At 70.0% G+C, this 17,619-nt stretch carries 18 protein-coding genes; 7 read left to right on the top strand and 11 right to left on the bottom strand.

The window, feature by feature from the left end; all coding sequences use genetic code 11:
- Window positions 1-41 precede the first annotated feature (41 nt).
- Window positions 42-1,595: an NCS1 family nucleobase:cation symporter-1 gene (locus ACWD3C_RS26880; RefSeq protein ID WP_451148191.1), complete on the top strand. Its 1,554-nt coding sequence runs from the start codon at window positions 42-44 to the stop codon at window positions 1,593-1,595.
- Between the two features lie 34 nt (window positions 1,596-1,629).
- Here the strand turns inward: ACWD3C_RS26880 and ACWD3C_RS26875 are convergent, their stop codons facing one another.
- The 3 genes from ACWD3C_RS26875 to ACWD3C_RS26865 all read right to left on the bottom strand — a co-directional run bounded on the left by ACWD3C_RS26875 (window position 1,630) and on the right by ACWD3C_RS26865 (window position 4,277).
- A complete protein-coding gene (locus ACWD3C_RS26875) occupies window positions 1,630-2,295 on the bottom strand; it encodes a hypothetical protein (protein WP_451148189.1) in 666 nt (221 codons plus the stop codon).
- A gap of 117 nt (window positions 2,296-2,412) precedes the next feature.
- On the bottom strand, window positions 2,413-3,261 hold the full coding sequence (locus ACWD3C_RS26870; RefSeq protein ID WP_451148187.1) for a class I SAM-dependent methyltransferase: 849 nt from the start codon (window positions 3,259-3,261) through the stop codon (window positions 2,413-2,415).
- The gene (locus ACWD3C_RS26865) at window positions 3,258-4,277 is read right to left on the bottom strand and encodes a carboxymuconolactone decarboxylase family protein (RefSeq protein WP_451148185.1); all 1,020 of its coding nucleotides are present in this window, start codon (window positions 4,275-4,277) and stop codon (window positions 3,258-3,260) included. The genes ACWD3C_RS26870 and ACWD3C_RS26865 overlap by 4 nt, the downstream gene beginning before the upstream one ends.
- Window positions 4,278-4,481: 204 nt before the next feature.
- On the opposite strand from ACWD3C_RS26865, the gene ACWD3C_RS26860 reads away from it, so the two are divergent.
- From ACWD3C_RS26860 to ACWD3C_RS26850, 3 genes are read left to right on the top strand one after another with little or no spacing between them, the layout of a single operon-like run.
- Window positions 4,482-5,597, top strand: coding sequence for a sensor histidine kinase (locus ACWD3C_RS26860; RefSeq protein ID WP_451148183.1), 1,116 nt, complete (start codon window positions 4,482-4,484; stop codon window positions 5,595-5,597).
- Window positions 5,594-6,310: a response regulator gene (locus ACWD3C_RS26855; RefSeq protein ID WP_451148181.1), complete on the top strand. Its 717-nt coding sequence runs from the start codon at window positions 5,594-5,596 to the stop codon at window positions 6,308-6,310. The genes ACWD3C_RS26860 and ACWD3C_RS26855 overlap by 4 nt, the downstream gene beginning before the upstream one ends.
- A gap of 58 nt (window positions 6,311-6,368) precedes the next feature.
- Window positions 6,369-7,058, top strand: coding sequence for a DUF4232 domain-containing protein (locus ACWD3C_RS26850; RefSeq protein ID WP_451148179.1), 690 nt, complete (start codon window positions 6,369-6,371; stop codon window positions 7,056-7,058).
- Between the two features lie 48 nt (window positions 7,059-7,106).
- Here the strand turns inward: ACWD3C_RS26850 and ACWD3C_RS26845 are convergent, their stop codons facing one another.
- Complete coding sequence (locus tag ACWD3C_RS26845) at window positions 7,107-9,458, bottom strand: heavy metal translocating P-type ATPase (RefSeq protein WP_451148177.1); 2,352 nt, start codon at window positions 9,456-9,458, stop codon at window positions 7,107-7,109.
- 284 nt (window positions 9,459-9,742) lie between these two features.
- Here ACWD3C_RS26845 and ACWD3C_RS26840 point away from each other — a divergent pair, with 284 nt between their 5' ends.
- Window positions 9,743-10,705 (top strand): hypothetical protein, encoded by a 963-nt coding sequence (locus ACWD3C_RS26840; protein WP_451148175.1) that lies wholly within the window; start codon window positions 9,743-9,745, stop codon window positions 10,703-10,705.
- Between the two features lie 533 nt (window positions 10,706-11,238).
- On the opposite strand, the gene ACWD3C_RS26835 is transcribed toward ACWD3C_RS26840, so the two are convergent.
- The 6 genes from ACWD3C_RS26835 to ACWD3C_RS26810 all read right to left on the bottom strand — a co-directional run bounded on the left by ACWD3C_RS26835 (window position 11,239) and on the right by ACWD3C_RS26810 (window position 14,883).
- Window positions 11,239-11,367 carry a hypothetical protein gene (locus ACWD3C_RS26835; RefSeq protein WP_451148174.1) on the bottom strand — a complete coding sequence of 43 codons (129 nt, stop codon included), beginning with the start codon at window positions 11,365-11,367 and terminating at the stop codon, window positions 11,239-11,241.
- A 99-nt stretch (window positions 11,368-11,466) separates the two neighbouring features.
- A complete protein-coding gene (locus ACWD3C_RS26830) occupies window positions 11,467-11,955 on the bottom strand; it encodes a GntR family transcriptional regulator (RefSeq protein ID WP_451148172.1) in 489 nt (162 codons plus the stop codon).
- 167 nt (window positions 11,956-12,122) lie between these two features.
- The gene (locus tag ACWD3C_RS26825; RefSeq protein WP_451148170.1) at window positions 12,123-12,512 is read right to left on the bottom strand and encodes a PPOX class F420-dependent oxidoreductase; all 390 of its coding nucleotides are present in this window, start codon (window positions 12,510-12,512) and stop codon (window positions 12,123-12,125) included.
- 176 nt (window positions 12,513-12,688) lie between these two features.
- Window positions 12,689-12,829, bottom strand: a complete 141-nt coding sequence (locus ACWD3C_RS26820; RefSeq protein ID WP_451148168.1) for a hypothetical protein — start codon at window positions 12,827-12,829, stop codon at window positions 12,689-12,691.
- A gap of 81 nt (window positions 12,830-12,910) precedes the next feature.
- A complete protein-coding gene (locus ACWD3C_RS26815; protein ID WP_451148166.1) occupies window positions 12,911-14,437 on the bottom strand; it encodes an alanine/glycine:cation symporter family protein in 1,527 nt (508 codons plus the stop codon).
- Window positions 14,437-14,883, bottom strand: a complete 447-nt coding sequence (locus tag ACWD3C_RS26810; protein ID WP_451148164.1) for a universal stress protein — start codon at window positions 14,881-14,883, stop codon at window positions 14,437-14,439. The genes ACWD3C_RS26815 and ACWD3C_RS26810 overlap by 1 nt, the downstream gene beginning before the upstream one ends.
- Before the next feature lie 922 nt (window positions 14,884-15,805).
- Here ACWD3C_RS26810 and ACWD3C_RS26805 point away from each other — a divergent pair.
- Together ACWD3C_RS26805 and ACWD3C_RS26800 are read left to right on the top strand one after the other, a co-directional pair.
- Window positions 15,806-16,429: a hypothetical protein gene (locus ACWD3C_RS26805; RefSeq protein WP_451148162.1), complete on the top strand. Its 624-nt coding sequence runs from the start codon at window positions 15,806-15,808 to the stop codon at window positions 16,427-16,429.
- Window positions 16,426-16,887, top strand: a complete 462-nt coding sequence (locus tag ACWD3C_RS26800) for a hypothetical protein (protein WP_451148160.1) — start codon at window positions 16,426-16,428, stop codon at window positions 16,885-16,887. The genes ACWD3C_RS26805 and ACWD3C_RS26800 overlap by 4 nt, the downstream gene beginning before the upstream one ends.
- Before the next feature lie 59 nt (window positions 16,888-16,946).
- On the opposite strand, the gene ACWD3C_RS26795 is transcribed toward ACWD3C_RS26800, so the two are convergent.
- Window positions 16,947-17,619, bottom strand: a 673-nt coding sequence (locus ACWD3C_RS26795) for a 2-phosphosulfolactate phosphatase (RefSeq protein ID WP_451148158.1), incomplete at its 5' end; no start/stop codon positions are given.

Here is a 17,619-nt window from a genome sequence, read left to right as displayed (position 1 = left end):
CGGCCTTTCCTCCCCGTCCCGCCTTATCGATTGGCCTGCCCATGACCGAAACAGCTCCCACGGGGTCGCCCACCACGCAGACCGCCGACCCCAGCGGCCGCATAGAACTCCCCGCCGACGCCATACCGGCCGGCAGCCGCTACGCCAACGAGGACCTGGCTCCGGTCCCCGTCGCCGAGCGGCGCTGGACGACGTACAACTTCGCCGCGCTGTGGATCGGCATGGCGGTCAACGTCCCGTCGTGGACGCTCGCCGCCAGCCTGGTCGCACTCGGCATGGACTGGAAGCAGGCCGTTCTCACCATCGCGCTCGGCAACATCATCGTGCTGTTTCCGATGCTGCTCACCGGCCACGCCGGGCCCAAGTACGGCATCCCGTTCCCCGTGCTGGCCCGCGCCTCCTTCGGGCTGCGCGGAGCCAACCTCCCCGCGCTGCTGCGCGGCCTGGTGGCCTGTGCCTGGTTCGGCATCCAGACCTGGATCGGCGGCCAGTCCATCTTCTTCCTCGCCGGGAAGATGTTCGGGGCGGGCAGCTGGTGGACCGACGCCGGCCAGGTCGGCGGCTACCCGTGGACGCAGTGGCTGTGCTTCCTGCTCTTCTTCGCTATCGAGATCGTCATCATCCTGCGCGGCATGGAGGCGGTACGGAAGCTGGAGAACTGGGCGGCGCCGCTGATGCTGGCGGGCGCGGTGGCCCTGCTGATCTGGATCGCCGACAAGGCGGGCGGCTTCGGCCCGCTGCTCGACCAGCCCTCGCAGCTCGGCTGGGGCGCCGACTTCTGGAAGGTCTTCTTCCCGGCGCTGATGGGCATGATCGGCTTCTGGTCGACGCTCTCCCTCAACATCCCCGACTTCACCCGCTTCGGCGCCGGACAGAGGGCCCAGGTGTGGGGCCAGTCGCTGGGCCTGCCCACCACCATGGCCGTCTTCGCGCTGCTGTCGGTGCTGGTCACCTCGGGCGCACAGGCCGTCTACGGCGAGCCGATCTGGGACCCGAGCGAGCTCGCGGCCCGGATGGACAGCACGGTCGGCGTGATCTTCGCGCTGTTCATCCTGCTGCTCGCCACGCTGTCCACGAACATCGCCGCCAACCTGGTCAGCCCGGCGTACGACCTGTCCAACCTGGCCCCGAAGCTCATCAACTTCCGCACCGGGGCCCTCATCGCCTGCTTCGTCGGCGTGATCATCTTCCCGTGGAAGCTGATCGAGAACCCGGACATCTACATCTTCACCTGGCTGGGCACCGTCGGCGGTCTCCTCGGCACCGTGGCCGGCGTCCTCATCGCCGACTACTGGCTGGTCCGCCGCACCAAGCTGGACCTGCCCGGCCTCTACACCGAGGGCGGCCGCTACTGGTACGAGAACGGCTGGAACTGGCGGGCCCTGGCGGCCTTCGCCGTGGGTGCCGTTCTCGCCGTCGGCGGCTCGTACTCCAACGTCGACGCCGACGGCAACAAGGCCGGCCCCTTCCCGGCCGACGGTCTGATCCCGTTCCTCAAGCCGCTGGCCGACTACGGCTGGGCGGTGGGCCTGGGCGCCTCGCTGCTGCTGTACGTGCTGCTGATGGGCGGAAGGGAACGCGAGAAGGTCTCCTGAACGGACCGGTGGCCGCGCTGGAGAGACGTTCCGCCTACTGGGCGGTCTTCTCCAGCGCGGCCACCGCCTCCTTCGCGGCCTTGATGGCGCCCTTGTTGATCTCGTCCGTGCCGGGTGCCTTCTTGGTCTCGAAGTCGCTGCCGTTGTACGTGACGACCACGAGGGCGTTCGCGGCGCGGGCGATCACCACGCCCTCGCGCGTCTGCTGCTTGTCCTCGGTGGTGAGGTTCACGACGGAGTAGCCGGAATCGCCGAGACCGGGTACGGCTCCTCCGCCGCCGTTCTCCTCGACGCGCTTTTCGTAGACGGTCTTGGCCTCCGCGTCGGTGTCCCGGATCTCGAACGAGACGTCGAGCCAGCGGTAGTCGTACTCCTTGAGCGCGTTCCAGGAGCAGGTGCGGCGCACGGAACTGTCGGTCGACGCTATCTCCTTGCCCGCCGCCTTGGCGCCTGGGACAAGGGATTTGACCGTTTTGTCCGCGAGACTGTCGCAGGGCGCCGGTGCCTTCGGATACGTCTTCGTGGCCGCCGAGGTCGACGGGGCCGAGGTCGACCCGGACTCCGGCTTCCGGGCCGACTCGTCCTGCGCCGCCGGGCTCGCGGCGAACGGGCCGGACGTCAACGCCCAGCCCGCGGAGGCGAGTACGGCGACCGGCAGCAGACGCGCGGTCAGAGCGAGTGGCAGGGGAAGATCACGCAAGGCGCACTTCTCGGGGTCGGTGCGGGGGTCCGCACGGCGGTGGGGGACGCCAGTTTCACATGACTGCCTGTGGGGCGGAAGTGCCAACTCGCTCCGTGGCGGCGTGGTGACAGAGCCTCACGGTTTCCGCGCTGTGCACGGAGCGACGGCGGTCACCAGCCAGACGCCCGCCCGCAGTCGTACGCCTCGGTCCGTCTCGTACGGCCGCAGCATGTCCTCCAGGGCGGAGCGGGTGTCGGCCGAGACCGTCCGGTCCGGGGTGCGGGACAGCAGGAAGCCGGCCGCGTCCGCCGCGTCACGCCCCCACACCGTCGCCACGTCGACCGGAGCGACGGTCACCTCCACGTAGTCCCGCAGCGCGGCCCGGATGCGGGACGGCTCGGTCAGCGACATCATCGCCGTCCCCGCGGCGTGCGCGTCCGGTACCGCCGGCCCTTCGCGCTCCTCCAGGAGCCTGTTGAACAGCCCGAGAATCCGCGACTCCTCAGTGTCCGGCCCCGGCGGCCGGGGGCACACGAACGCCAACCGTCCGCCCAGCCTGAGCGCTCGCGCCAGATTGCGGAAGGCGGCCGCGTGGTCGGCGAAGAACATGACCCCGCCCCGGCTGATGACGACGTTGTACCCGCCCAGAGGGAAGCGGTGCAGGTCGGCGTCGGCGTGCTCGTAGGCGGTGTTCGGCACCCCCTCGGCGGCGGTCAGCTCCCGTGCCCTGCGCAGCAGCGGCTCCGAGATGTCGACGCCCACCGCGTGCCCGTGCGGGGCCAGCCGGGCCGCGGTCCGGGTCGTCGCCCCGGCGCCGCAGCCGACGTCGAGCACCCGGTCGCCCGCGCGGATCGCCGCGCCCTCGAACAACGCGTCGTCGACGGCGGAGAGCATCGTGTCGTACCGCTCCTGGTGCGTGGCCCAGTGTGTGCCCAGGAAACCGTTCCAGGCCTGCGCCTGGGGCGGGTTGGCGGTCGCGGTCATGCCGTCTCCTTCTGGGGGTGCGGGTGCTGTGCCCGCACGGGCAGGGCGCTCTCGATGCGGTCGACGGCGGCGAACGCGCCGTAGGCGAAGAGGTGGACCAGGCAGTGGTCGGTGTGGGCGGGCGTGCGCCAGGCCGCCACGTCCTCGTCCGTGATGCGGTACGGGGCCAGCGCGGTCAGGAGAGCCAGCCGCGCGCCAGGGCTGTCGTGCCGGCTCGGCAGGCCGTCCCACGCGAGCGACGGGTGCGCCCCATCCCAGGCGTACAGCGTTTCCCGTACGAGATCCCGCTCGGGCTCGTCGAGGAGGCCCGCGCCCGCGGTGGCGGCGGTGCGCAGGGCCGCGTAGGCCGGGCCGACCGTCGTGCCGGCCGCCCACTGCGGTCCGGGGCCGGAGTCGTCCAGGAGCGGCAGGCTCACGCCCGGGGTGTGGCGGCGGCGGACGGTCTTCGCGAGCGAACGGCCGCCCAGGCTGCGGACCGCGCGGAAGCGCTGGGCGTTGTACGGGAGGAGATTCTCGGTCAGCAGGGCGGACACCATGCGGTTGATGAAGTGGAACGAGAGGGCGGTGCCGATGTGGGCGGCGGCCTCCTCCCGGGCGAAGGGGAGCGGGCTGAGGCCCGGGCCACCCGGTACGCGGGTCGCTTTCGCCCAGGCCAGCACGCGCGCGTGCGCCTCGTCGTCGGGAGTCCCACCCTTCGCGATGAGCTCCGCGAGGCCGTGGTCCCCGGTGGCGTGGAGCATGACCGTGTGCGCGTCCACACAGAAGGGGCAGCGGTTGACGAGCGAGACCCCGAGGGCCACGACCTCCTTGCCGGACCGGCCGCCCGCCCCCGCGATCAGCGACTCCCGCAGCAACGCCCAGGTGGGGGCGAGGATTTCGGGCGCCGAGGAGAGCGCCACGAAGAGACTGGCCCGCTCGATGCCGAAGTCCACGGCGAGTTGGGCGTACACCTCGGCGGTGACGCCGGTGGCGGACCCGGGCGGGGGTGGGGCGGTGTGGCGGAAGGGGGTGGGCATGGGGCCTCCTTGTGGTCGGTGTGCGGGGTTTGCCGGTTGTCGTAACCCTGGCTTCGGGAGGTGCCCGGAATCGTCGTACGGCCGGAGGCATTCGCGGCTGAGCCGACGGGGCGGGGCGCGGCGCGGACTACTTCGCCGGGAGTAGTCCGGGATCCGTCCACAGGGCTGACGTCACTGTCGGTGCCGGGCGCTAACGTGCCGTGCATGCAATCGCACCAGGTCGTTCGCAGGTGGCTGGCCGATGTGACGCTCGCCGTCGTCGTGGGCGCCGTGGTCGTGGTCGCGGCCGCGTTCGACGACGGCACGACGGCGCTCGACCACGCGCTCATCGCCGTCGGGTCCCTGGTTCTCGCGGGCCATCGCCGGGCGCCGCGCGGCGTCCTCGTGGTGAGTACGGCGGCCATGACGGCGTACGTCCTGCACGCCCACCCGGGCCCCGTGTCCGCCCTCCCCGTGCTCGGCGCCGTCCATACGGCGGCCCGGGTGGGGCACCGAGGGGTGGCGGCCGTGGCGAGTGCCGTGTTCCTCGCGGGATACCTCGCCACGGGCCCGGGGGCCCAGGAGACGGCCGAGCGCGCCGCGCTGCTCGTCGGCTGGTTCCTGTGCGCCGTGGTCACCGGTCTCGCCGACCGCAACTGGCAGGCGTACCTGCGCCAGACGGAACAGCGCGCGCTGGAGGCGGAACGCACCCGCGAGGAGGCCGCCCTGCGCCGGGCGGGCGAGGAACGGCTCCGCATAGCCCGGGAGTTGCACGACTCGCTCACGCACAGCATCTCGATCGTCAAGCTCCAGGCGGGAGTCGCCGTCCACCTCGCCCGCAAGCGCGGCGAGGAGGTGCCGCCCGCGCTGCTCGCCATCCAGGAGGCGAGCGGTGAGGCGATGCGCGAACTGCGGGCCACACTGGAGGTGTTGCGCACGGACGAGCCGACCGGCACACCCGCGCTCCTCGTGGAACGGGCACGCGCGGCTGGCCTCACCGTCGACCTGACGGTCACCGGCGACGAACGCCCGCTGACGGCGGCCGTGGACCGGGCCGCGTACCGCATCGTCCAGGAAGGCCTGACGAACGCCGCCCGGCACGCGGGACCCGCCAAGGTGAGCGTCCAACTCGACTACGGGGCGGAGAAGCTGGCGATACGCGTCGACGACGACGGCTGTGCCGACCCCGCCCGGCCGCCCGCCCCGGGCACCGGCCTCACCGGCATGCGCGAACGCGTCACGGCCCTCGGCGGCAGTCTGGACGCCGGCCCGCGCGCGGACGGCGGTTTCTCGGTGCGGGCCGAACTGCCGTCGCACGGTGCGGGGGAGGGGGCGGCGTGAGCGAGGCGGAGCGCGGGGCCCGCGGGGTGCCGGTGGGCTGTGGACCGATCCGGGTCGCACTGGTCGACGACCAGGCCCTGATGCGTGCCGGCTTCCGTGCTCTGCTCGACGCCGAGGACGGCATCGAAGTGGTGGGCGAGGCCGCCGACGGGGAACAGGGGCTGGCCCTCGTCCGCGCGGAGGTTCCGGACATCGCCCTCGTCGACGTACAGATGCCGGTGATGACGGGCATCGAGGCGACCCGCCGCATCGCGGCCGACCCGGAGCTGTCCGGTGTCCGCGTGGTCATCCTCACCAACTACGGCCTGGACGAGTACGTCTTCGAGGCGCTGCGGGCGGGCGCCAGCGGTTTCCTCCTCAAGGACACCGAGCCCGACGACCTCCTCCAGGCCATCGAGGTCGTCGCCCGCGGCGAGGCCCTGCTGTCCCCGTCGGTCACCCGCACCCTGATCGGCGAGTTCGTCTCCCGCCCTCCGGACCGTGCCACCGCCCCCGGCCTGGAGACCCTCACCCGCCGCGAACGCGAGGTCACCGCCCTCGCCGCCCGCGGCCTGACCAACGAGGAGATCGCCGCGCACATGGTCATCAGCCCGTTCACGGCCAAGACGCACATCAGCAGGGCGATGACGAAGCTCGGGGCCCGGGACCGGGCCCAACTGGTCGTGTTCGCCTACGAGTCGGGACTGGTGACGGCACGCGGGCGGAGCGAGTGAGGAGGGCACGTGGGCGGAGTCACGGCTTCCGCCCACGGCGCGTGCCATGATCGGCCGCGTGATTCCGATACGCGGCCGTACGGCCCCCCGCGCGCTGTTGCCGGCTGTGTCGATCCTGGCCCTCACCGTGAGCGGCTGCGGGCTGTCGGCCGAGCTGGACCGCGAAGTCGATCCCGCACGCACGGCCAGGCCCTCCGAGGCGGCGGCCTCGCTCGCGGAGACGGAACCGCCCGACGGCGTGACGCCGGGCGCGGTCCCGACGGACCTCGGCGTCGACGTTCCCGGGGCGGCGGACTCCCCGCCCGCCACGTCGACCGGTTGCCCGCCCTCCGGCATACGGATCCAGCCGGAGGCGATCAGCGCCGCGATGGGCCTGCGGGCGATGAGCGTGACCGTCACCAACTGCGGTACGACGACGTACGACGTCTACGGCTACCCCGATGTCCAGGTCCTCGACGAGCACCGCGAAGCCCTCGACGTGCAGATCCTCGAAGGCACGGAGCCGGTCACGACGGGCCAGCCCGACCCCGGCCCGCACCCCGTCAGCCTGAAGCCCGGTCAGTCGGCGCACACGGTGCTGGTCTGGCGCAACACGGTCACCGACACCACCACGACCGCGGTGAGCGGCACTTACCTGCGTTTTGCCACGGCGCTGGGCAGGCCCGCCGAGATCATCACCCCGCAAGGCCGCATCGACCTCGGCAACACGGGCCGCATCGGGACCACGGCCTGGGCCAGGACTCCCTGAGAGACCGTTCGCGGTGAGCCGTGTTTCGCCCTGGTGATGTGCCCTGGTCTATCTGAAGGACCGCAGGCGCAGACTGTTGGTGACGACGAAGACCGAGGAGAAGGCCATCGCGGCTCCGGCGATCATCGGGTTGAGCATGCCGAGCGCGGCGAGCGGCAGGGCCGCGACGTTGTAGCCGAAGGCCCAGAAGAGGTTGCCCTTGATGGTGGTGAGGGTCTTGCGGGACAGGCGGATGGCGTCGGCAGCCACCCGCAGGTCACCGCGTACGAGGGTCAGGTCGCCCGCCTCGATCGCCGCGTCGGTGCCGGTGCCCATCGCCAGGCCCAGGTCGGCGGTGGCCAGCGCGGCCGCGTCGTTGACGCCGTCGCCGACCATGGCGACCGTACGGCCTTCCTTCTGCAGCCGCTTGACCACGTCGACCTTGTCCTGGGGCAGGACTTCGGCGATCACCTCGTCGATGCCGACGGCCCGGGCGACCGACTCGGCGACGAGTCGGTTGTCGCCGGTCAGGAGGACGGGCCTCAGGCCGAGCCCTCGTAGTTCCGCCACCGCCTCAGCGCTGGTCTCCTTGATCGCGTCGGCGACGGTGAGGACGCCCCGCGCCTCGCCGTCCCAGGCGACGGCGACCGCCGTACGTCCCTCGGCCTCTGCGGCGGCCTTGGCCTCGGCCAGCTCGCGGGGCAGCTCGATGGCCCACTCGTCCTGGAGCTTCTCGCGGCCCACGAGTACGGCGCGCCCGTCCACGACGCCCTGGACGCCGAGGCCGGCGACGTTCTCGAAGCTCTCCGGCACCGGCAGGCTTCCGGCCCTCCGCCGGCCTTCGGCCGGGTGGACACCCGTCTCGCTTCGCTCGCCGGCCCCGGCCGCGATGGCCCGGGCGATCGGGTGCTCCGAGGCGTGCTCCAACGCACCTGCCACCCGCAGCAGTTCGACCTCGTCCACGCCGGGCACGGTGAAGACGTCCTGGAGTTGCATCCGGCCGGTGGTCACCGTGCCGGTCTTGTCCAGGACGACGGTGTCGACGCGGCGGGTGGACTCCAGGACCTCCGGGCCCTTGATGAGGATGCCGAGCTGGGCACCGCGGCCGGTGCCGACCATCAGAGCGGTCGGCGTGGCCAGGCCGAGCGCGCACGGACAGGCGATGATCAGCACGGCCACGGCGGCCGTGAAGGCGGCGGCCACCTCGCCCGTGGCGCCGAGCCAGGCACCGAGGGTGGCGGCGGCGATGAACAGGACGGCGGGCACGAAGACGCCGGAGATCCGGTCGGCGAGCCGCTGCACCTCGGCCTTGCCGTTCTGCGCGTCCTCGACCAGCTTCGCCATCCGGGCGAGCTGGGTGTCCGCGCCGATGCGGGTCGCCTCGACGACCAGCCGCCCACCGGCGTTCACGGTCGCACCGGTCACGGCGTCGCCGACGGTCACGTCCACCGGCACCGACTCGCCGGTCAGCATCGAGGCGTCCACCGCCGAGGACCCGTCGACGACGGTGCCGTCGGTCGCGATCTTCTCTCCGGGGCGTACGACGAAGCGGTCACCGACCGCCAACCGTGCGACGGGGATGCGTACTTCCTCGCCGTTGCGCAGTACGGAGACGTCCTTGGCGCCCATTTCCAGCAGCGCCCGCAGCGCCGCTCCCGCCTTGCGCTTGGACTTCGCCTCCAGGTAGCGGCCCGCGAGGATGAACGTGGTCACACCGGCCGCGGCCTCCAGGTAGATGGAGGAGGAGCCGTCCGAACGGGAGATGGTGAACTCGAAGCCGTGCCGCATACCCGGCATGCCCGCGTGGCCGAAGAACAGCGCCCACAACGACCAGCCGAGCGCGGCGAGCGTGCCGAGGGACACCAGGGTGTCCATGGTCGCGGCGCCGTGCCGGGCGTTGGCGAACGCGGCCCTGTGGAAGGGGAACGCGCCCCAGACGACGACCGGTGCGGCCAGAGTCAGCGACAGCCACTGCCAGTTGTCGAACTGCAGCGCCGGAACCATGGCCATCAGCACGACCGGCACCGAGAGCGCGAGCGACCCCAGCAGACGCTGCCGCAGGGAGAGCAACTCCCCGTCCGCAGCAGGTCCGGCCGCCGCCCGGGCGTCTCCCTCTCCCCCTCCCTCGTCATCGGCCGACGGAGTGGGAGGACGCGGCTCCTCGGCCGTGTAGCCGGTCTTCTCGACGGTGGCGATGAGCTCGGCGACCTCGATGCCCTCCGGATAGGAGATCTTCGCCTTCTCGGTGGCGAAGTTGACGGTCGCCGTGACGCCGTCCATGCGGTTGAGCTTCTTCTCGATGCGGGCCGAGCAGGAGGCGCACGTCATGCCGCCGATGGAGAGCTCGACCTCGGAGGGGGCGGCGGAGGCGGATGCCGGGCCGGGCAGTGTCCTTGTCGTATCGGGAGCCGTGCTGGTCATGGAGACTCTCCGGCGATCTCGGTGGCGATCTGGGCGGTCATGGGTTTCACCTCAGGTGTCGATGCGCGGGTACTCCAGGGAGAAGGCTTGATTGCCGCTCCTCCCGACACGGGGACAAACGATATACCCCTTGGGGGTATTCCCGAGAGGTGAAGATCGCATACCTCCGGGGGGTAGGCTATATGCCCCCCAGCCGTATATTCAAGCCGGTTGTTGCCTCATACCCCACGGGGGTATAAATTCCTCGGGTGACGTTCCTTCTGCGGCCCTCCCGGGAGACTTTTATGAAGACCTGGCCGAAGATCACCGGCTTCGCCGCGGCGCTCGCCGTCGTGTTCGGCGCGGCCTACGGCGTGGGCAGCCTCGCCGGATCAGGCGACGTGGATGCCGCACCGGGTGCGCGAACCAGCCGTGAGGTCGTGGCGGCGGAAGCCGGCGGTGCGGACGACGCCGCGGAAGTACCCGAGGGGCTTCAGGTCTCGGCCCACGGCTACTCGATCGACCTGAGGACCCCGCGGATCGAGCGCGGGCGCGGCACCGAGATCCGGTTCGCGATCCTCGACGCGCAGGGGCAGGCGGTCACGGACTACGAGGTGGAGCAGGAGAAGGAGCTCCACCTGATCCTGGCCTCCCGCGACCTGACCGTCTACCGCCACCTGCACCCCACGCGCGACGCCGACGGCACGTGGCGCACGTCCGTGAACCTGCCGACGGCCGGGGACTACCGCCTCTTCGCGGACTTCGCCCCGGCCGCGGAGGGCGGTGAAAGCCTCACCCTGGGCACCGACTTGGCGGTGGCGGGCAGCTACGAGCCGCAGGAGCTGCCCCAGCAGGTGAGCACCAGCGAGGTCGACGGCTACACGGTCGCCCTGAGCGGCGACCTCGACACCGGCTCTGCCCGGGACCTGACCTTCGAGGTGAGCAAGGACGGCAAGCCGGTGACCGACCTGCAGCCCTACCTCGGCGCGTACGGGCACCTGGTGGCGCTGCGCGCCGGAGACCTGGCCTACCTGCACGTCCACCCCAACAGCGAAGCAGGTGACGCCAAGACGAAGCCCGGGCCCACTGTCTCCTTCACCGCCACCGCGCCCAGCGCCCACGCCTACCGCCTCTTCCTCGACTTCAAGCACGACGGCGAGGTGCGCACCGCGAGCTTCACCGTCCGGGCGGGCCTCGGCGGTGACACCGCCGCCGGGGAGGACGAGCACACCGAGGACAGCGGCCCGGCGGAGCACGGGCACGGGTGACGCGCCCCGCCACCGGCCGCGGGCAACCGGCCCCTACCGGGGCCGTACTGGAGGCGGGGAGGAAGGGGCGCAGGGCGATCGATAGCCTGCTGGGGGAGTGGGCGGAGGAGAGCTCCGGCCCGAACTCCCCAGAGCCTCCCCGGGTGACGAGAACTCCCCAGCCGCTCCCCAGAGGGAGCGGCTGGGCCGGGCCCAGCAGAATTCCGCCCGCCTGCGCTTGGGGGCGAGGAGACACCGCCGAGCAAGGTCTACGGGGCTGCGGCAAGCTCTGGATGGCCACGGGGAGATGCGGCAGCAGGCAAGAGAGGAAACCGCCGGCAGGCGACAGCGGTCTGATGACGCAAGGCAGTCACGGCGAGTGACTGCCTTGGGGTCGGCCACCGATGAGCGATGAGCCGTTCGGTCGGGGAAGTCGACTGCTTGATCGAGTCGGCCGACAGTCTTGAGGCCGCGGGCCGGCCGGCTGTGGGCAAGGTTGTGGCCTGGCGCTCAAAGCCGGTCGTGATGGCTCCCGCCTGTTCTGCCGGGCCCGATCACACGGCGTCCGGCCTGCGGGCGCTCTTCTTCCGTTCGGCGAGCATGTCGATGAGTCCCGCCGCACTCCACATGGTGTGCCGCTCGGCTTCGGCGTCGATGAGCCGAGGGTCGCCGTCCAGGATCACGTCGAACAGTCGTTCGTGGACGTGGAGGGCGCGGTCGGGGTCCGAGCGGGTGCTCTCGTCGACCGTGATGGCGATGTTGATCTGGGCTTCGACGGTGGGTCACATGCGTTCGAGCATGGTGTTGTCGGAGGCGGACCAGATCGTCCGGTGCAGGTTGATATGGGCCTGGCGGAGGCGGTCCGCGTCATGGGAGGCGTGTGCGGCCTTGTACTCCTCCCAGCAGTCGCGGAGTTTGGCCTTGCGGGAGCCGTCGGGGTCGTTGGCCAGGGCGCGGGCGGCAAGTTGCTCCAGGGCGACCCGGGCTGCGGCTACGTCGGTGATGAACTTCTCGTCGATCGTGGTCACGACGACGCCGCGGTAGGGCTGCTGCTCAAGTAATCCTTCGTGGATCAGCTGGTAAATGGCCTCACGGAGGGTCGGCCGGCTGACCCCCATCTGTTCGCTGATCTGCACCTCACGGAGCCGCTGCCCCGGCCCCAGCTCACCGGCCAGGATGGCGCGCCGCAGCCCGTTCACCACGGCGTCGCGGCGGGTCTGCTGGGGTGGTCGGCCGGGGTCCGGCTGTTGTGCGGGGGCGCGTTCGCTCATTGATCCTCCGCAGATTGTCAGACCGCATCGTAGGCGCTGCCGTGACCCCAAAGGGGACGTGAGCGCTGTTCACCGCCGGGGGAGGCCAAGGGGCGTCTCGGGGCGGCCGGTCCCGGGTTCACGAGTGAACCGTTCGGGCGCGATCATCGGCGCGGCCCACGGCGGTTTCAGGCGCCGTACTCGGTTACGTGCTCGGCCCGGACGGTCACGACCACCCTGGGACTCGTCGCGCGCTCCTGCCAGGGTCGGCCATCGTACTTGCGGGAGAGTTCGTCGATCAGTTCCGGGCCGCCGTCCCGGGTGATGGTGACCGGTCCGCGTACGACGGCGTACACGTGGGCGTTGTCGCGGTCGGTGATCAGTACGCTGGCGCGCGGGTCACGCAGCAGGTTGAGGTGTTTGACCCGGCCATCGACGGTGGAGAAGGCGACGCCGTCGTCGGTGGCCTTCACCCAGACCACGGTCTGCTGCGGCAGACCGTCCTTGCCGATGGTGGCGACCGTCGCGAAGTTCGGTCCGGAGGCCAGTGTGCGGGCGAACTCGGTGAGTCGGGACATGCCTGAGACCCTTCAACTTTCAGTACGAAGCAGAGCGTCCGGGGTGAACACCGTGGCAGACCCCCGGACAGGGGAGGAGACCCGGGGGCCTGCCACGGTGCGCAACCCCGCTCGGACCCGCGCAGCGGGCTCCGGTTCGGTGTGGTGAGCGGGGTCGCAGTTCCAGGGAGGTGTGTTCAGAAGCGGATGGCGTCGATGAAGGCACTGAGGCCCGGTGTGCGGGGATTGCTGAAAGCCTCGCTGGGCAGGGCATCCTCCTTGATCACGCCGTCCTCGAAGAAGCAGAGGAGGCCGGCGGCCTTGGAGGCGAACGCCATGTCGTGGGTGACGATGACGCAGGCGATGCCTTCCTCCTCAGACGCGTGCGGCGTGCAGCAACGCCGTGGGATCGGTACGCCTCATGCCATCTCCGACTTACGGGGCGCGCGGACCATTTCGTACTCACCCGCCTGCAGTTCCCCCCAGTACTTCCTGAACTCCCGGCGGACCATCTTGGCCAGGAAGTACAGCCCGATCACGTTGACCAGGGCCAGGAGGAAGAAGATCGAGTCCGCGAACAGGATGACCGGACCCAGCGCGGACGCCGCCCCGATGACGGTGAAGCAGAGGAAGACGCCCTTGTACGCCATTTCGGCCTTGCCGTTGTCCCCGAGGAGATATCCGAAGCCCTTCATCCCGTAGTACGAGTTGCTGAGAATCGTGGAGAAGGCGAACAGCAGCACCGCGACGGCCAGGATGTAGGGGAACCACGAGACGACGGACTCGAAGGAGCGCGAGGTGAGGGTGACCCCGCTGACCTCACCCGCGTCGGAGCCCTGCCACGTTCCGGTCACGACGATCGTCAACGCGGTCATCGAGCAGACGATGATGGTGTCGACGAACGGTTCGAGCGAGGCGACGAAGCCTTCCGTCGGCGGGCGCTTGGTCTTGACCACGGAGTGCGCGATCGGCGCGTCACCGACTCCCGCGGAATTCGAGAAGGTCGCCCGCTGGAAGCCGACGATGAGAGCCCCGACGACTCCGCCGGCAACGCCCTGTGGCGAGAACGCACCCGTGACGATATCGCCGACCGCGGCCGGAATGGACCCGATGTGGGTCACGAGGACGACCAGACACCCGAGAACGTAAAGAACCGCCATGAAGGGCACCATCACACTGGTGACCCGGGCGATCGACTTGATCCCGCCGATGATGACGGCGCCGGCCAGCACCGCCATGGTGACGCCGACCGCCCACCGGTTGTCGCCCAGCCACGTGCCGAGGGACCCGTCCCCGGAGACACCGACGAGCTGCTCGGTGGCTTGGTTGGCCTGAAAGGCGTTGGTCCCCAGGGCCGCGATCATCATGCAGATGGCCCACGCCACGGCGAGGAACTTGCCGATCTTCTTGTAACCGATCTCGGCCAGTCCGTCACGCAGGTAGTACATCGGCCCACCGGAGATGGTGCCGTCGGGGTGAACATGGCGATACTTGACGGCGAGCATGCACTCGGCCATCTTCGTCGACATTCCGACGAACCCGGCGAGCACCATCCAGAAGGCCGCTCCGGGACCGCCGAGACTGATGGCCACCGCGACGCCCGCGATGTTCCCGAGCCCCACGGTGCTGGAGAGCGCCGTCGCCAGTGCCTGGAAGTGGGTGACCTCACCCTCGGCATCGGGCGGGGTGTACTTGCCCCGCACCAGGTCTACGGCGTGCTTCATCCCCCGGACGTTGAGGAACTTGAGCCAGATCGTGAAGAAGACGCCGCAGACGACGAGCCACGTCACGATGAGCGGGACCTCGGTCCCGAACAGGGGCACCGAGTAGAAGACGACAGAGGCCAGCCATTCGGCGAACGGCCCGAAGTACCGCTCGAGCCAGGCGTCGACGCCGCTCTCGGACGTCGCCGCCAGCACTGTGGCGTGTATCGGGGAAGTAGCCATCACGGGACCACCACCACCGCGACAGGTGCGTGCTGAACCAGGCGGTAGGCGGTGCTCCCGAAGATCGCCGTGCGCAGGTTCGACTCCCCGGTCCGGCCGACGACGATGAGGTCATGACCGCCCTCGGCGGCGATGTCGGCGAGAACCTCTGAAGGGCGCCCGTGGCGGATCACCGGCGTCACCTCCACGTCACCGAGGTGCTTCTCCGACTCGGCCCAACTCAGGATGGGATCGATGACCTCCGCCTGCGCCCGTTCGATCTCGGCCTTACGAACCACGGGCCGGGCCTCGTTGTCCTGCTGTGTGCGGAACGTGTTGTAGGGCGACCAGTTGATGACGTAGGCGATCGACATCCGCCACTGGTTCACTCGCGCCCGCTCCAGGGCGAACTTCACCGCCCGTCTTGAACTCTCGCTGTGGTCCACTCCGACAAGTACTGACTCCATCGGCTTGGTGCTCGCTTCCTCGTTTTTCGAGGGCCAACGACTCCTCGGGAACTGGCCCTGACCCTCTTCGGGTGGTCGACCAAAATGCAGATTGTCAGACGATCGGCAATCTGCAGACCCCTGAAAGTAAGGTGCATCACTCGGGGCGTCAAGAGGTCGCAGCACATCTCCTGAAGCAGCCGTCAGCGAGGCGATGGAGAGGTGAGTGTCCGGACGACTGGACAGCCTGATGGTGCCGTCCGTGGGCGTACACGTGGGGGGCGAGGCCAGTCGCGTGCTGCTGGGGGGCAACCTCCAAGTGCGCGGCGCGACGATGTCGCAGCGTCTGTCGTGGTGCACCGAGCGCCTGGACGACCTTCGGCTCCTTCTCCTCAGGACGCGCCACGCGGGGTCCTGGTCTGTTCCGGCCGTGCTCCTCCTGGAGGGGGTGCCGTGGCGCGTCCAAGTGACGACGCGGTCGGCGTTTGAGGTCGGGGCGTGCTCGCCTGCGGGCGCGGCTGGTGGTTGATCAGTAGCAGCCTGTTGGGCGAGCACCAGTTCGGTGCTGTGCACGGGCCGGGTGGCGCGGTCGGAGACCAGTCCGGCGATGGCGCGGTGTGTCTCGGCGTAGTCCTCGCGGCGCCCGGTGCGGCCCTGCAGCGGCCGCCAGAGGCACATCTCGGCATCGGTGTGCTTGACGACGATGCGCCGGCTTCTCCCGGACGCGGTCGCGCAGACGATCGTGGAGCTCGGTGAGCAGGCCCTGGATCCGCCAGCGGCGCGCGAGGGCGTGCACCCGCCGATACGGGAAATCACAGGGCAGGTTTGCCCACATGACGCCGTTGTCCACGACCGCGGGCCACGTCGATCATCTGCGCGGCGTGCCCGGCCGACCGGGCAGGCCGTCGTCCGGGGCTTGTGGGCGGCGGTCAGGATGGCTTCGGTGTCGGCGCCCAGAGCGCGGGCGGCCGCAGTGGCCACTACCGAGGGGTATGCCTCCCGCCCCGGCGGGGCTCAGGCCGAGTTGCTGGCCGAGGTCAACAAGCACGAGACTGACTGGAACCTCAGCCTGGTCATGGAAGAGTTCCGCAACTACCAGCAGGGCATCCTGCCGGCCGGTCCAGGCGCCCGGGGCCTCACCGAGTTCTTCGCCAGCATCGACGAGAAGCTCGACCCGGCAGCAGTCACGGCACCCAAGACCCAGCGCAGTGACCGCGACGTGCTCAACCTGTTGACCGAATGCTCCAAGGTGCTTCACCTCGGGCCCGCGAACTACTGCTGGTTCACCGACCCGTCCCGGGCCCTCTGCCTGAAGCTGGCCAGCACCCCGAAGGCCGACCGTCCGCTGGTCGGGATGTGTGACTCCGCCCGCTGTCCGCAGGCCACCCATCATCCCTGCCATCGCCCCGTCTGGGCCGAGCACGCCGAACGGACCGAGATCTTCCTCGGGCAGCTCGGCACCACACGAAAGACCGAACGCACCCGGCTCCAGGCCGACTACGACCGGGCCCTCCGCGTTGTCGCCGAGATCGACACTGCCAACACCGTGGACGAGGAAGCCTCATGAGAATCTCCACAGCTCAGCGGACCGAGAACGAGAACCGCATACGGGCCGCCATCGACCGCCTTCTTCGCGGCGAGATCCCGCCCGGCGGAAAGTGTGACATCAAGACCCTCGCCAGTGAGGCCGCCGTCGACCGCACCGCGTTCTACGGCACTCGCCCTTACGCTCACCTCCGCGCCGAGTTCGAACGACGCGTGCAGGCACTTCACGACGCCGGCGAGATCCCCGACCCCCGCGAGGCCCAGATCACCCGGCTCAAGGAAGAGATCACCAAGCTCCGGGAACGGCTGACCCAGTCGGAGCAGACGGTCGAAGAACTCACCGACTTCCGCGGTCGGGCCCTGGCCCGGCTCGCCGCCCAGCACGAAGAAATCATCCGGCTCCGCGAAGCCGCCGTCGGCACAACCCAGGTCAGCCGCCTGCCGCCACCCCGAACCACCGTCATCGGGACATGCAGCTGATGCCGCATACCCGACTGGGTGCTGACTCTCGCATGCTGCGAGTTCGACCTCACCAGCGATCAGATCGGGGCATCGTCGGTCAGCGAAGGCATGGCGCACCGACGGAGGACCATGGGCGAACCTTCCAAGGTCGCCACCATGGCAAAGGGGAACCGGTCCACCTCAAGACAGAGTGCAACGTCATCAGAATGGACTCCCTGACGCACACCCTCCGCCAGCTCGGCAGCGGCGCGCGACTCGGCAGCGCGGCGGAGGAACTCAGCAGCATCCGTCCCCGCCTCGGTGACCCTCCGAGCGATGTATTGAGCACACGCCAGATCCTCATCGGCCTGCCCATCTTCGCCAGTGACCACGAACGTGACACTGTCACTCTTGCGCGTCCGCAAGAGCCGAGCCGTCGCCTCCGCCACCACGAAGCTGGCGCACAGCACCAGCGACGCCTCCTTGACTGCGAGGGCGCCGACCGTCCCTGCCGTGGTTTTCTGCACAACGGTCCGTCCGTCAAGGTCAACAGACCGCAGCAGGCCCGGCGAGTTGACCATGTCGAACCCGGGCGCGGGCGGACCGTCTTTGAGCGCCACCCAATCCGGGTGGCGAGCCTTGAGCGCCAAGGCTTCGTCCAGCGACTGACGTTTTCTCAGCGAAATGATCTGCGCGAAGCGGTGTGAAACAGACCATGCGTGGGTGGGTCGGGCGAACTGGGCCCGGCTGCGAACAGACGTAAAGCCCCTG

It is taken from the genome of Streptomyces sp. NPDC002845 (assembly GCF_053591955.1).
The sequence above is the reverse complement of the archived record's forward strand: the minus strand, read 5'-3'. Positions and strand labels throughout refer to the sequence as shown.

Coding starts and splice junctions, on each gene's coding strand:
- ACWD3C_RS26880 (WP_451148191.1), top strand. CDS start 42: ATGACCGAAACAGCTCCCACGGGGTCGCCCACCACGCAGACCGCCGAC.
- ACWD3C_RS26870 (WP_451148187.1), bottom strand. CDS start 3,261: ATGACCGCGACCGCCAACCCGCCCCAGGCGCAGGCCTGGAACGGTTTC.
- ACWD3C_RS26865 (WP_451148185.1), bottom strand. CDS start 4,277: ATGCCCACCCCCTTCCGCCACACCGCCCCACCCCCGCCCGGGTCCGCC.
- ACWD3C_RS26860 (WP_451148183.1), top strand. CDS start 4,482: ATGCAATCGCACCAGGTCGTTCGCAGGTGGCTGGCCGATGTGACGCTC.
- ACWD3C_RS26845 (WP_451148177.1), bottom strand. CDS start 9,458: ATGACCAGCACGGCTCCCGATACGACAAGGACACTGCCCGGCCCGGCA.
- ACWD3C_RS26840 (WP_451148175.1), top strand. CDS start 9,743: ATGAAGACCTGGCCGAAGATCACCGGCTTCGCCGCGGCGCTCGCCGTC.
- ACWD3C_RS26830 (WP_451148172.1), bottom strand. CDS start 11,955: ATGAGCGAACGCGCCCCCGCACAACAGCCGGACCCCGGCCGACCACCC.
- ACWD3C_RS26825 (WP_451148170.1), bottom strand. CDS start 12,512: ATGTCCCGACTCACCGAGTTCGCCCGCACACTGGCCTCCGGACCGAAC.
- ACWD3C_RS26820 (WP_451148168.1), bottom strand. CDS start 12,829: ATGGCGTTCGCCTCCAAGGCCGCCGGCCTCCTCTGCTTCTTCGAGGAC.
- ACWD3C_RS26815 (WP_451148166.1), bottom strand. CDS start 14,437: ATGGCTACTTCCCCGATACACGCCACAGTGCTGGCGGCGACGTCCGAG.
- ACWD3C_RS26810 (WP_451148164.1), bottom strand. CDS start 14,883: ATGGAGTCAGTACTTGTCGGAGTGGACCACAGCGAGAGTTCAAGACGG.
- ACWD3C_RS26800 (WP_451148160.1), top strand. CDS start 16,426: ATGAGAATCTCCACAGCTCAGCGGACCGAGAACGAGAACCGCATACGG.